The 13,663-nt window shown below is 47.3% G+C and carries 15 protein-coding genes; 4 read left to right on the top strand and 11 right to left on the bottom strand.

Annotation, left to right across the window (positions count from 1 at the left end; genetic code table 11):
- Positions 1-25: 25 nt before the first annotated feature.
- Positions 26-343, bottom strand: coding sequence for a hypothetical protein (locus CEF13_RS10125; protein ID WP_102710563.1), 318 nt, complete (start codon positions 341-343; stop codon positions 26-28).
- A 132-nt stretch (positions 344-475) separates the two neighbouring features.
- Between CEF13_RS10125 and CEF13_RS10120 the strand changes: the two genes are divergently transcribed.
- A complete protein-coding gene (locus CEF13_RS10120) occupies positions 476-1,666 on the top strand; it encodes an MFS transporter (RefSeq protein WP_102710562.1) in 1,191 nt (396 codons plus the stop codon).
- Between the two features lie 87 nt (positions 1,667-1,753).
- Here CEF13_RS10120 and CEF13_RS10115 read toward each other — a convergent pair whose 3' ends face one another.
- The 3 genes from CEF13_RS10115 to CEF13_RS10105 all read right to left on the bottom strand — a co-directional run bounded on the left by CEF13_RS10115 (position 1,754) and on the right by CEF13_RS10105 (position 3,652).
- Positions 1,754-2,473 (bottom strand): YebC/PmpR family DNA-binding transcriptional regulator, encoded by a 720-nt coding sequence (locus CEF13_RS10115; RefSeq protein WP_208414531.1) that lies wholly within the window; start codon positions 2,471-2,473, stop codon positions 1,754-1,756.
- 200 nt (positions 2,474-2,673) lie between these two features.
- Positions 2,674-2,871 (bottom strand): cold shock domain-containing protein, encoded by a 198-nt coding sequence (locus CEF13_RS10110; protein WP_102710561.1) that lies wholly within the window; start codon positions 2,869-2,871, stop codon positions 2,674-2,676.
- A 79-nt stretch (positions 2,872-2,950) separates the two neighbouring features.
- Complete coding sequence (locus tag CEF13_RS10105; protein WP_102710560.1) at positions 2,951-3,652, bottom strand: class I SAM-dependent methyltransferase; 702 nt, start codon at positions 3,650-3,652, stop codon at positions 2,951-2,953.
- 149 nt (positions 3,653-3,801) lie between these two features.
- Between CEF13_RS10105 and CEF13_RS10100 the strand changes: the two genes are divergently transcribed.
- From CEF13_RS10100 to pepF, 3 genes are all read left to right on the top strand, one after another.
- Positions 3,802-4,035, top strand: coding sequence for a hypothetical protein (locus CEF13_RS10100; protein WP_102710559.1), 234 nt, complete (start codon positions 3,802-3,804; stop codon positions 4,033-4,035).
- Positions 4,036-4,113: 78 nt separating this feature from the next.
- Positions 4,114-4,296: a hypothetical protein gene (locus CEF13_RS10095; RefSeq protein WP_102710558.1), complete on the top strand. Its 183-nt coding sequence runs from the start codon at positions 4,114-4,116 to the stop codon at positions 4,294-4,296.
- A gap of 194 nt (positions 4,297-4,490) precedes the next feature.
- The gene (pepF, locus tag CEF13_RS10090) at positions 4,491-6,281 is read left to right on the top strand and encodes an oligoendopeptidase F (protein ID WP_208414548.1); all 1,791 of its coding nucleotides are present in this window, start codon (positions 4,491-4,493) and stop codon (positions 6,279-6,281) included.
- Positions 6,282-6,354: 73 nt separating this feature from the next.
- On the opposite strand, the gene CEF13_RS10085 is transcribed toward pepF, so the two are convergent.
- From CEF13_RS10085 to hemE, 7 genes are all read right to left on the bottom strand, one after another.
- Positions 6,355-6,606, bottom strand: coding sequence for a hypothetical protein (locus CEF13_RS10085; protein ID WP_102710556.1), 252 nt, complete (start codon positions 6,604-6,606; stop codon positions 6,355-6,357).
- A 413-nt stretch (positions 6,607-7,019) separates the two neighbouring features.
- Positions 7,020-7,886 (bottom strand): DUF92 domain-containing protein, encoded by an 867-nt coding sequence (locus tag CEF13_RS10080; protein WP_102710555.1) that lies wholly within the window; start codon positions 7,884-7,886, stop codon positions 7,020-7,022.
- 106 nt (positions 7,887-7,992) lie between these two features.
- Positions 7,993-8,733, bottom strand: coding sequence for a glycerophosphodiester phosphodiesterase (locus CEF13_RS10075; protein WP_102710554.1), 741 nt, complete (start codon positions 8,731-8,733; stop codon positions 7,993-7,995).
- A 27-nt stretch (positions 8,734-8,760) separates the two neighbouring features.
- Positions 8,761-10,062 (bottom strand): CapA family protein, encoded by a 1,302-nt coding sequence (locus CEF13_RS10070; RefSeq protein ID WP_102710553.1) that lies wholly within the window; start codon positions 10,060-10,062, stop codon positions 8,761-8,763.
- 84 nt (positions 10,063-10,146) lie between these two features.
- Positions 10,147-11,616 carry a protoporphyrinogen oxidase gene (gene hemG / locus CEF13_RS10065; protein WP_102716322.1) on the bottom strand — a complete coding sequence of 490 codons (1,470 nt, stop codon included), beginning with the start codon at positions 11,614-11,616 and terminating at the stop codon, positions 10,147-10,149.
- Between the two features lie 5 nt (positions 11,617-11,621).
- On the bottom strand, positions 11,622-12,572 hold the full coding sequence (gene hemH, locus CEF13_RS10060) for a ferrochelatase (RefSeq protein ID WP_102710552.1): 951 nt from the start codon (positions 12,570-12,572) through the stop codon (positions 11,622-11,624).
- Entirely contained in the window at positions 12,565-13,635 is a 1,071-nt protein-coding gene (hemE, locus tag CEF13_RS10055; protein ID WP_102710551.1) for a uroporphyrinogen decarboxylase, read from the bottom strand. Before hemE ends, hemH begins: the two co-directional genes overlap by 8 nt.
- Between the last annotated feature and the right edge of the window lie 28 nt (positions 13,636-13,663).

The raw sequence follows: 13,663 nt of genomic DNA, 5'->3' as shown, positions 1-13,663 counted from the left end.
CGACTTGCCCCTCCTCCAATCATGTTCATGAATGTCCGCGTAATTCCAATTGCTGATCGATGCGATACCAAATGTGCAAATCATTAATCCTGCTGGCATAATCGGCAATATCATAGTTTAATATACAGGATTGCTCAAAGTTATCTTCTTCAAACAGCTGAGCCTGAAGCCGATTGATGATTTGTTCAAACTCCATGATGCGGTCAGGTATCGTACCGCGTATAAGTTCCCATTCCTCTACGATCGCAAGCTGCTCGAATGATTCTAACTGCCCCCATTCCGATTCCAGCACGGGAATACGGATCCGAAGCCGTTCATTCCAATCAAAACGATACAATCTCATATAAACCTCCACCATTAAATGTACCATTTCGAAACGCAATAATCCAGCTTCAAATCTCATTGGAGCCTAATCTGTTCCATGCTATACTGATAACCATATGTTTATTGACAGAGATGGAGTGACCTTTCAACTATGGATACATCAGACACGAACACAATTGAACGTTCCTTGACGGCAAGACAAGAGACGAGGTCACTGCGGATTTACAGCTTTTCGTCATATTCCACAGCCGCAATGGTCGTCTCCTTTATACCGCTTTATTTTTTGGATCGCGGGTTTTCCGAGCAGCAAATCGGTATCATTTATTCGACCGGCCCATTCATATCTATATTCGCGAACATCATATTGGGATTGGCCAGCGATAAATTCAGAACGATCAAAAAATTGTTAATGCTGCTGCTATTCGGCCAGCTTGTTATGATTTCTCTATTAATACCGACACAAAATTTCGCTCTTGTTTGCCTTGTTATGATGGGCTTTTATTTTTTCCAAACTCCAATCAATCCCTTAAGCGACAGCTTGTTTTTATTATCTACGCCATATACTGGCACTCCCTATGCACTCATTCGAATATTTGGATCACTGGGCTTTGCAGTAACAGCTTATGGCTTCGGTCTCCTCTTAAAGCAGCTCAGCTCACAATGGACTCTTCCACTAGTGTTATGTACGATAGCCGTCACTCTATGCTTAGCAACTCGTGTTAGAGATTATCAAGGCAGCGCAAGAAAAATAGACTTTTCCGGCTTCTTTAAGCTTATTCGCCAGCGTGATGTGCTTTTATTCTTTTTCATAATTTTATTAATTTCTATCCCGCACCGAATGTACGAAGGTTTCCTTGCCGTTACGATGCGTCATATGGGTGCCAGTGACTCGCTTGTTGGTCTTGCGTGGCTTATTTCAGCCTTGAGTGAGATACCTATTCTGTACCTCCTTGGGAAATACGGCCATAAATTCAAAGAACTGCCGATGCTGATGATCGCTTCAATTATGTACGCTCTCAGACTTTGGCTGCTCAGTGATATTCAGAATCCGTATTGGGTCCTTGCGACACAGGCGATGCATAGCATTTCATTCGGTATATATTTCTCAACCGCGCTGCGTTACTTGTCGCATCTCATTCCCGATGAATATCGCGCATCCGGTCAGGCGGTTTATGCTGTCGTCTGGACAGGATTAGCCGGAGTCATCAGCGGGTTGTGCGGCGGCTTCATCTACGGGCATTTCGGAAGAGAAACCTTCTATAAGCTTGGGGCAATGCTTGCTATTCTGGCTGCAGCCGGCTTCCTATCCAGACATTTGCTTAGCCGCATCGACAGAACCTAATATTGATCATAAATAGGGCCGCTTCGTTTACGTGTAGGGTACAAATACACGCTCGAAACAGCCCTATTTACATCATGTCTATTTATATTATTCGTTAATTTCAAAGTTAGAGTATACGTCCTGAACATCGTCATTGTCCTCGAAAGCATCCATCATTTTAAGCAGCTTTTCCGCATTTTCACCATCAACTTTGACAATCGTTTGCGGCAGCCAACGAACGCCGGCATTAACGAAGGTATAGCCTTCCGTCTCCAGCGCGTTCTTCACTTGCTCGAACTCATGCGGATGTGTCAATATTTCAAAGCTGTCATCATTAACAACAACATCCTCTGCACCAGCCTCCAGAGCAGTCATCATCATCGTATCCTCATCCGCCTCGTGAACTTCACGATCGACGACAAGCAACCCTTTGTGATCAAACATATAGCTTACGCATCCGCTCTCGCCCATATTGCCGCCTCGTTTGTTAAAAGCGGATCGAACATCAGCAGCTGTACGGTTACGGTTGTCAGTCAAGCACTTGACCATAATGGCAACGCCGCCCGGGCCATAGCCTTCATACATAATATCATCGTACTCAACGCCATCTCCAGCGCCTGCAGCCTTCTTAATGGCCCGCTCAATATTATCGTTCGGCATTTGCTCTGCTCTCGCATTCGCAATTGCAGTCTTTAAACCGAAGTTTGCATCCGGGTTAGGTCCGCCTCTGCGGGCTTGTACATAAATTTCGCGTCCAAGCTTAACGAACTTGTTATTTTTAGCCTGATCGGCCTTCCCTTTACGGTCTTTGAACAATTTAAATTTCATTATGCTCGCTCCCCTAACAAAGTTTCCATGCAACAGTTTATCATCGGAAACGGGTCACGGTCAATAAAACCAAACTTATTTAACTTGTACGGACTCTCTTAGATGCTGTATGGATTACAACCATTTGTGCATGCCTAACAAAAAGAAGACCACCTGCTGCCAGGTGATCTTCTAGATTTACTTGTTATTCGCGCGTGGTCCTATAGTTTATTGACGTTGGCCGCTTGAGCTCCGCGGTTACCCTCAGTAATATCAAATTCGACCGCTTGCCCTTCATCAAGTGATTTAAACCCTTCGCTTTGGATCGCCGAGAAATGAACAAATACGTCTTCTCCACCCTCTGTTTGGATAAAGCCGTAGCCTTTCTCTGCGTTAAACCATTTAACTGTTCCTTTCAAATGAACAACCTCCTAAATATGTCCGCCGCTCTTGAACGGCGAGTAGGATTATTATAGCGAAGCGAAAATAAAAAAGCAATTATAGCAAAATCCTCAAATATTGCTCAGATCCAGGAATAAATGGAAGGTTGGATGAGAGCAATTCAGGTGTTCCCCCATTCGCCGTAATCGTTTCCATTAGATGCTCAAGCTCCGAATATGGCTCCCAGCTTAAAGATATAAGCGGATAAATGCGAATCTGGCCGCCTGGTCTACATATCCGCATCATTTCTAATACGGAATTTATATGAAATTCATGTCCGAATTGGTTAGCGTACAAAAACATAAAATGACTGCATAATACAAGTGAAAACTGATCGTCTTGAAATGGTAGGTCCGGCAAACGCCCATCCACATAGCGGCTTGTTCCGACACTCTCATTAATATGTGCCGAGAAACGTTCAAGTGAAGCTCTGCGCCCATTGCGATGATTGTCCAGTGAGCCGTAATAGCTCCAGTCAAAGTGTTCCTCCAGCTTCGCAAGCTTGGCAGTCGATGTCTCAATCTCCTCCGCAGCTTCCTGCACCCAAGCCTGAATACCTGATCCATACCGTGGATCGACAGCTATTGCCTCGTAACCTCTCCCAATCGCATCTGCTGTGAAAGATGACCCTCCGGCGGCAATGTCAAGCACCATACCACGTGATAGATCCGATTCCTGCAAATCGAACATCTGGATATATTCCTCGTAGCTTCTGCATGTCATAGCGACACCAATCTGTTCATACCTTTGTTTACTCATCCTTGCACTCTCCTCATCTCAGCTCATCTGCACTCGTCTCAACTCAACTAGTCTTGCTTTTAGGCCATCGTATTGATTACAGCCACCATAATGGCTATGATAATAAAGATACCATAATAATTTAACTTGCAAAAGGTGGAAAAAAATCTATGTTTAAGAAACATCAAATTTACAAAACCGACAAATATAATATGCTGACGGTCGAAGTACAAGGCAAGACGCTTATCGCTAGAGAGATCACCGATCAATGGGGTGAGGATACTCACACGTTCATCAGTCGTCCAGAGTTGATGCATTGGGCGAAAAACCGTTTCCGTGAATCCGACTTTGTTGGCCGTGAGGAAGAGCTAGAAGCGATCATGAACGCTTTAAAGGAAGTATAGAAGCGATAGAGCAGGAAAATGCGGCCTGTTCAGCGAACATAATCGTTATGCATTATTTTTAGGAGGCTTTGCCCGCAGATGGATTCTACAGCAACTATTATTTTTATTATTGCAGCCTTTGCGCTGGGAGCGCTCGTTATATTGAAACGGGATACCATGCCGCCCCGCTTGCGACGCTTTTTCGCAATATCGGCCATTGCTTTTATTGCGTTTTCGTTTTTTCTTATTGTTTATGCATTTTTTACAATGGGTGCTGAATAGCATTTCACATGCTGCATATTCAATAGAGCCTCTGGACATAGTAACCAAAAACTGTGTCTTGAGGTGATAAACGGATGAAATGGCTAGCCTTGCTGCTTGTATTTAGCTTGGTGCCGGGATCTGCCGCATCCATGGATACGGCAGATAATGCCCCGCATGCTTTACAAACCTTATCCATACCAAGGAGGAATTCGATGAATCACGTACCTAAACGTTCAGAATCCGCACCGGAGAGCCACTGGAAGCTTGAGGATTTATTTGAAAGCCAAGCTGCATGGGACAAGGAATTTAAGGAAGCCAAGTCATTAATTAAGAAAGCCGCTGAATACGAGGGCAAGCTTGCTGATATTAAACAGCTGAAGGCTTGCTTCGAGCTGGAGGATGAGCTATCACTGCATGTGGAACGTCTATATGTGTATGCGAACATGAAGCATCATGAGGATACGGCTGAGCCGGCTTTTCAAGCTCTATCCGATAAATCCAAGAAGCTAAGCGTAGAAACAGGTGAAGCATTATCCTTTATTACACCAGAAGTACTCAGCCTCACTGACGAAGCTCTGGATGCAATCATCGCTGATGAATCCTTGGCCAAATACCGCCATACACTGGAAGAAATGCGCCGCGAGAAGGCTCATATTTTATCCAAAAACGAAGAAGCATTGCTCGCTCAAGTCGGCAATATCAGTTCAGCTCCTAGTACAATATTCAATATGCTGAACAATGCGGATCTTAAATTCCCTAAAGTGAAAAACGAAAACGGCGAAGAGGTTGAGCTTTCGCATGGCCGTTACATACAATTTCTAGAGAGCAAAAATCGGGATGTGCGCCGCGAAGCGTTCCAAGCGATGTACGATACGTACGGCAAGCTGAAAAATACACTTGCTTCAACGTTCAATGCGAACGTGACCAAAAATATGTTTTATTCAAAAGCCCGCAAATTCGATTCTGCTTTGGAAATGTCGTTATATAGCGATAACATCCCTAAAGAGGTTTATACAAACCTCGTTGGTACCATCCACAAATATTTACCTCTTATGCATAGATACATGGAGCTGCGCAAAAAGATGCTTGGTCTTGAGGAGCTTCATATGTACGACCTGTTCGCTCCGCTCGTCGATGAGTTCAAGATGGACATTACTTATGAGGAAGCGAAGAAAACGATCAACGAAAGTCTTAAGCCGCTTGGCGACGATTATTTGAAAGTTCTGAATGAAGGGTTTGAAAACGGCTGGATCGACGTTTACGAGAATGAAGGGAAACGCAGCGGAGCTTACAGCTGGGGAGCTTTCGGCACGCATCCTTATGTCCTGCTTAACCATAAGGACAATTTGAACAGCATGTTCACGTTGGCGCATGAGATGGGCCACGCGCTTCACTCCTACTATTCAGATACAAACCAAAATTATCGCGACGCGCAGTACACGATATTCCTTGCTGAGGTTGCTTCGACGTTAAATGAGGCGCTGTTGATGGATTATTTGCTAGATAAAACAACAGATCCGAAAGAAAAAATGTATTTGTTAACTTACTACGCCGATCAGTTCCGGACGACGGTGTTCCGTCAGACGATGTTCGCTGAATTCGAGAAAATCGTACATGAGCGCTCTGAGCAAGGTGATTCGCTGACTCCTCAGGAGCTAAGCAAAATTTATTATGACCTGAACGTTCAATACTACGGACCGGGCATGGTCATTGACAAAGATATTGAAATGGAATGGGCTCGTATCCCCCATTTCTATAACAGCTTCTACGTCTATAAATATGCTACTGGATTTTCGGCAGCAACAAGCTTCTCCAAGCAGATTTTGGAGGAGGGCCAGCCTGCAGTCGAACGTTATCTTGGCTTCCTGAAGAGCGGCGGCAGCGACTTCTCAATTAATATTTTGAAGAAAGCCGGCGTTGATATGTCCACGCCTGAGCCGATCGAGCAAGCCATGAGCGTGTTTGAAGAGCTGATTGGACAAATGGAGCAGCTAACGAAGTAATTTACCTTTTAATCGGGGTATCGTAAGGAAATTAGGCCGTCAAGGAAACTTGACGGTCTTTGTCTGTGTGTCATTAAAGAAGACCGTCCCACCACGCCTTTTGCTCATAAACGTAAAGCCCCTCATGCTCACCTAGAATTTGCATATCTTTTTTTTCTTCTTCCGGAAGACGGTTCACATACCAAGCTGACTCCACGCAGTATGTCTTACCCGTTAGGTTAGATACAAAAGCACTGTAGTCATCGCCACCTTCCGTTTCCTTCAGCAGTGCTTCTGGAATTCCCGTAACCGCGACAACTGCAAGTAATGCTTGATTTCCGATCATAAAAAATTTCTCCTTCGTAATTCTGGATGAGTTGCGTGTTATAGAACAAATGGATAACGAGACATCCAACTGGAATTAATGCAGTCCCTCAAGCCTGACTCGTTAAATGGATTTACTGCAGTTAATTCGGTAGATTCCTAAAACTAGAAACATTTAATGGATTTGCTGCAGCTAATTCGCAGATTCCTCAAGCTTGATACATTAAATGGATTTACTACAGCTAATTCGCTTATTTGCTCCGACTTGTCCCACTTAGCTGCATTTGTTGCAGCTAATTCGGAAGATTCCTCTGTATTAAGTCACTTTAGGCTATTTTAACTGCAGTTTTTACAGCTAGATGATCTCGTAATGGTGATTCCGTTCATATTAACTGGAGCTTTTACAGTTAATTCTCCCCTTTCCAAGCTAGGCGACTAATAAAGAGCCGCGCCAATGGCGATGGCGAGCGCGCCAGCAAAGAGCGACGACAGGAGATTCACCCTGTCGTTGTTCAGCCACGCGAAGCCGCGCACTCGCTCCGCTGCGCTGCCGCAATGCGTGGCGCGCTCGATCTCGCTGCCGCATACCCGGCAGCGATACATGGCCTGGCCGGTTGCGCCGAGCAAAGAGTCGGCGAAGGCACCGGCCAGGCCGGCGGCGGCCGCGGCGGCGATGTATGCCGCCGCTGCGGCTCCGCCGTCAGGCGTACCCGCAGCAGCATCACCATGCTGTGGGGCCGCCAGCAGCAGCGCGGCAACGGCGCCGATGAACACGGCGCCTGCGAGCGCTGCTGCGCTGCCGAGCGGCGTGATACCGCCGCTCGTTCCTGCAGGCACCCGCTTGCCGCTCGTTACCGATCGCGGCGCGGTCCTGCTCAAAGCCCCGATCTCCGTGGCCCACGTATCCGCGTTCACGGATGCCATAACGCCGATGTACGCGAATAGCCAGACGTCATCGGGCCACAGAGCATGGGCGGCGCACAGCAGCAAGCCTGCGCCCCCATTGGCCCAGACTTGACCGGCGTCGCGCCGCCCGGTCTTCTCATATTTGGCTTCGGCCTCAGCCTTTGCACGGTGCTTTCGCTTCCACTTGGACAGCAAGCTGGATGATACAAAAAAAGCGATGAGCAAGCCGAACCAAACCGGCTCGCCAAGCGTAACAAAACCTGTTCCCATCACAACCGCGGACCATGCCCCAGACACGGATAAGGATCGCAGCTTAAAAGCTGCTGCGGCAATAAGGCCGCTCCCGAATAACCCGGCAAGCAGCCTTATCCACCATTCATCAAAAATTGCTACCATACAAACGGGCAACCTCCTGCGAATGAACCATATAACGTTCATTCCATGCTACATGTTACCTATTTCCATAATGCCTTATACTTATCCGCTCGAATAACCTGCTTATCTAGCGTGCCATTCTTTGGTGAATCGCTTCATGCCAACGATCGGGATAGTTTGTGCAGATCAATATGTCAGGGTCCATTGCAGCGACCTTGAGAATGGTTTTCGTATCATTGATCGTCCATGCCATTACCTGAATGCCCGCGTTTTTCAGCAAAGCTATCCGTTCCCTATTCAAGCGAGAATAGCCAATGGAGAGAAAATTCGAGCCAAGCTCAGCAAGCTCCTTCGGCAGTGAATTTCTCCAGCTGTCGATAATAAGGCCTGTTCGAATCTCACTGGAAAGCTTCCGCATGCGATGCAGTGTGCCCTCATGAAAAGAAGTAATTACTACCTCCCCAACTGCATCATGTGCTTGCAAGCATTGCAGCACCTTTTCCTCAATCATCGGATAACGAACGCCGTCATTTTTCAGCTCGATATTAAGCTTGCAATGGCCGACCGCCTCGCTTAGCACCTGATCAAGCGTTGGAATAGCTTCTCCCTGATATTTCTGAGAAAACCAATTTCCCGCATCCAGTGAAGTCAGCTCTTCTGCTGTCTTATCCTTTACTTCGCCTTTCCCATTGGTCGTCCTCCGCAGGGTAAAGTCATGTATTACGACAGGCACATGATCCTTCGACAGCTGAACATCCAGTTCAATCCACTCTATATCAGGATCAGCAATCGCCAGCCGAATAGCCGCCATCGTATTTTCAGGCGCACGGCTTGACCAGCCTCTATGTGCAACGCACGGATTTAACATTCTGCTATCATCCTCTCTAGAAGACTATCATTTCACAGGGATAAGTTTGCCATCGTTCCCTAGCTTCACGCCAAACGATATAGCTGTCAAGCGGTCTAACAGAGCTTTTGCTTCCTCCGCCTCTAAAGGCGTTGGCTGGGCGTTGACCGTGAACATAGGGTGAAACGTCAATTCGCAATCGCCGCTCTTCGTGCAAACCGCGTCAAGCACACCCGTATCACCCGCCGTTCCCTTCGGAAACGCGCTAAAAATAAAGTTTCCTAAGCTGTACGCAATCCACTTTCCTTTGTACGTTTCGAACCCTTGCAGAACATGCGGGTGGCTTCCGATGACCAGATCTGCGCCAGCATCAATGTATTCTTTACCATAATCCTTCTGGTATTGCAGCGGCTGGTCGACTCCCATATTGCCCCAATGCACCATTACGACGACTATATCAGCCTGCTCCTTCGCCTTCGCAATTGCAGCGACCGCACGGCGAGTATCATAAGTCTCAGCTACTCCCGCCACATTTTTGTCCGCTTTCCACGCTAATGTCGGAATAACTCTACTAAGTCCGATGTATGCAACCTTTATACCTCGAACCTCTTTAATAACCGGCGCGAACGCTTCCGTATCGTTATTTCCTGCGCCCATATGAGAGATTCCTGCTTCATCGAGGTACTTCATCGTATCCTGCAAGCCCTCTATGCCTTGATCCAGCGTATGATTGTTGGCTAAATTTACAATGTCGAAGCCAGCATCGCGCAGCGCTGGAAGCGCATCAGGTGATCCTTTATACACATATTCCTTGCCTTCAGCTGGAATGCCGCGATTAGTCACCGGATATTCCAAATTACCAGCCGTAAGATCAGGCTCGCTTAAGTACAGCAGGGCATTTTTATACAGAAAATCATAGCCTTCCTGCTGCATGACCGCATTCACATACTCACCGATTAATAAATCGCCAACAAAAGAGAGTGAGACTTTATCGGCGTCGTCGTTGTCTGCGAGCGGCGGCACACCAGCTGTATCCTCATCGTCCGGAAGAGCATTGTCCCCAATGCCGACTGTACCATCATCCTCGGTCATCTCTGTTCCGTTCCCCGATTGCGAATGGCCTTTGCCAGCATCCGAATTGGGCTGCTGAGCTTCTACTTGCTCCTTCTTGCCAAAATCGCCTAAGTTCAGCATTTGTTGAAGCTTGTCTGAATTCGCCGCAGCAAGCCATGCTCCTAATAAAACTATAATTACGCCAAGCAGCGTAAAATTAATAATAACAAGCCTTCTAAATCTTTTTTTACGCTTTAGCTTGTCCTTTAGATGAGTCTCAGACCTTGAAACTTGCATGGAAGATGGCTCCTCTTTGATATAATAAAGACTCTTCCATTATATCAATGTTCTGACTATCTAGGGGGAAAAAATTACAATCCTTTATTTTAAAATGGCTTGAGCAGCTTCTTTGCCTTGCCGAATACAATCCGGCAGCCCTACACCGTCAAATGCCGCGCCTGTAATCCATATACCGGGAAGCTCCTGCTCCAGCCTTGCGCGCAGACGCTTTACATTCTCAATATGGCCTACTGGATATTGCGGCATCGAATGATTTAATCTCGTAATCTCGGTAAAGATCGGCTCCACTCGGATGCCCATCGTTTCTTCGATGTCTCTGCGAACCGCTTTAATAAGATCGGCATCGGACAGCTTAACGCTTTCCTCATCGCCAGCTCGTCCGACATAGCAGCGCAGCAGCACTTTATCGTCTGGACTCGTATGCAGCCATTTGCTGGACGTCCACGTGCAAGCCGTAATATGCAGACCCTCCGAACGCGGCACAAGAAAACCTGAGCCATCGAAATCCAGCCCAAAGGTTGCCTTATCGAATGCCATTACCACATTAGCTACCGATACGTAATTAATCGCTCTAAGCTCTCGGCAATCCGTTAGCGGTTCAAGCAGATCAGCCGCGTTATAGGCAGGAGCGGTCATCACTATACGATCTGCTGGCAGCCGTTCACCGTTCGCAAGCACAACCTCGTACTGTGCTGATGAATGTTCAATTGCATCTGGTGAACGCTCTGCTTCTCCTTCTATGACTCCCGCTTTCCGAATTTCCGCAACTTTCACCTCAAGCCGTCTCTGAACATCACTCAGCGCCTCATCAAGCGCATGAACAAGCGTAGACAACCCGCCCTTAAACGTCAGGAAAACGCCGCCTTTAGCAACAGCTGGCAGCGCTGCTGCGGCAGCACTTGCCTTGCGGTTATGCTGCATTCCGCGTATCAGACTGCCATGCTTGCGTTCCGATGCCGCAAACTGTGGAAATGTGGCTTGCAAGCTTAGCTTCTTCAAATCTCCCGCATAAATGCCCGCAAGCAGCGGCTCAGCTATCCGTCTCATTACCTGATTGCCTACGCGCCGCTCAAGAAACCCGCCGAGTGATTCATCGCCCTGCTCTTTGCGAGCAGGTATAGTCAAATCAAGCAAAGCTCTCAGCTTTCCGCCCCATGTCAGCAAGCCTGTCTTCAAGAAAGGTCCAATCTCGGTTGGAACACCCAGAACCAAGCCCGGAGGCATAGGGAACAGCTTGCGCTTATGCAAAATATACGTTTTCTTAGCTCCAGGATTCGTAGTTGTCAGTTCATTCTCCAGTCCAAGCTCCGTCGCCAAATCAATAATGGCCAGCTTGCGCGCCAAAAAAGAATCAGGACCTTTCTCAATGACGAACCCGTCACGCTGCAGCGTATTAATTTTTCCGCCAAAGGCAGGAGCACCGTCAACGATGGTGATTTCAATCTCCTTGCCTAACCGCTCCGCTTCCCGCTGCAAATAAAAAGCGGAGCTCAGTCCGCTGATCCCTCCGCCAATAATGACAATTCGATCAGGGTTTCCGATTCTCCGCATCTCATTCATTCCTTTCTATTATCCAAGGCCTCAATAACCGATTCAGCCAACGTTTCCATATATAATGGATCGCGATTCAACATCGCAATTCTTTCCAAGGTCATATCAAGCTCTTTCGATGCAGCCTGTGCTTCAATATCGAGGTCGTATAGCACCTCCAAATGATCGGACACAAAGCCGACAGGAGCGACAAGCACTGCCTTTACGCCCTCTTCAGCAAGCACGGGCAGCGTTTCAAGAATATCCGGGCCAAGCCATGGATCTCTTGTTCTTCCTGCGCTTTGCCAAGTAAACTGCCAATCCTTCACATTAGCCGCTTCCGCAATCGCAGCGGACGTTTCTAACAGCTGCTGCTCATAAGGATCGCCTACCTCACGGATTTTCACCGGCAGGCTGTGCGCGCTGAACAGCACCTTCACACGTTCTTCACCGCCAGACGAATCCGACAATCGGCGCAAGCCATCCTCCACTCGCTCAGTCAGAGCCTTAAGCAGCTTCGGATGCAGATGATACTGCTTCACAAAGGTCATCTCAATCCCTTGCTCAGCTGCCTTATCCTGCGCGCGCTTGATGTAACTGCCTACGCTCATCGTTGAGAAATGCGGCGCAAGCACAATTCCAACCGCTTGTTTAATTCCGGCCTTCGCCATTTGCTCTACGCCGTCTTCAATGTAAGGCTTCGCATGCTTCAAGCCCTGATAACAAACAAATTGACCTGGTGCAAGCTGCTCCAGCTTGTCTTGTAAGCCTGCTACTTGTCCGTTTGTATTTTCCCGCAGTGGGAATACTCCGCCTACGATTGCCTCATAACGTCCCTTCAGCTCTGCAAGCAATTCCGGGGTCGGTGCGTTGCCGCGACGAATATGCGTATAGTAAGCCTCGACATCATCCATCGATTCTGGCGTTCCGTAAGACATGACAAGAACACCGATTTGCTTCGCTTTATGCTCAGACATGGCTTGCCTCCTTCTTGCTTTTCGCTGCAATAGCTTTCTCCGAATAAGAATGAACGAAAGCCGTCAGCTGTGCCAGCTTCTCTAAAGAAGCTTCAGGGAACAAGCCATGTCCAAGGTTGAATATAAAGCCATTCTCTTCAATGCCGCTATCTATAATTTCTTTTGCATAGGATTCAATTACGCTAATTGGCGCAGTCAGAATAGTCGGGTCAAGATTGCCCTGTACTGCAAAGCCGTGATCCAGTCTCCGTCTTCCCTCTGCAATGGATACGCGCCAATCCAGTCCAATCACATTGGTTTTGATATTATGCAGCTCTGGCAGCAGCTCTCCTGAGCTTACGCCTGGGAAATAAATTTTTGGCTGCGTCAAATCGGATAGCTCCTCAAAAATACGCTCAATTGTTGGCAGCACAAATTTCCGGAAATCGGCTGGCGCTAATGCGCCTACCCAGCTGTCAAACAGCTGAAACGCTTTGCCTCCTGCAGCAATATGCGCACGCACATAAGTAATGATCATATCACCGAGCTTACGCATCAGCTCATGCCATAGCTCAGGCTCGCTGTACATCATTTCTTTCGTCCGCAAATAGTTTTTGGACGGTCTTCCTTCAATTAAATAGCTCGCAATCGTAAATGGCGCGCCTGCAAACGTAATAAGAGGCACTTCAAGCTCGCGATCCAGAATTCGAATTGTTTCAATAACATGTCCCAAATCGCCTTCTACATCAATCGGCTTCAAACGCTCGATGTCTGCCGCCGAACGAATAGGATTTGCGATAACAGGACCAATATTGGCGACAATATCGAAATCAATTCCAATCGAAGCGACTGGATTCATAATATCCGAATAAAGAATAGCCGCATCTACGCCAAGCTTATGTACTGGCATCATTGTCACTTCAGCCGCTAGCTCCGGCTGCTTGCATATTTCAAGTAATGAATACTTTTCCTTTATTTTACGATAATCAGGATCATATCTTCCTGCTTGCCGCATGTACCATACAGGTACCCGATCTACATGTTCCTTCTGGCATGCCCGTATGAAACGGTCGTTATAAGACATTCCCGTTCCCCATTTCTATGTATTTTTC

This window comes from Paenibacillus castaneae (assembly GCF_002884445.1).
GTDB lineage: Bacteria > Bacillota > Bacilli > Paenibacillales > Paenibacillaceae > Pristimantibacillus > Pristimantibacillus castaneae.
Note: the sequence above shows the minus strand (reverse complement) of the source record. Positions and strands in the feature narration are given on the sequence as shown.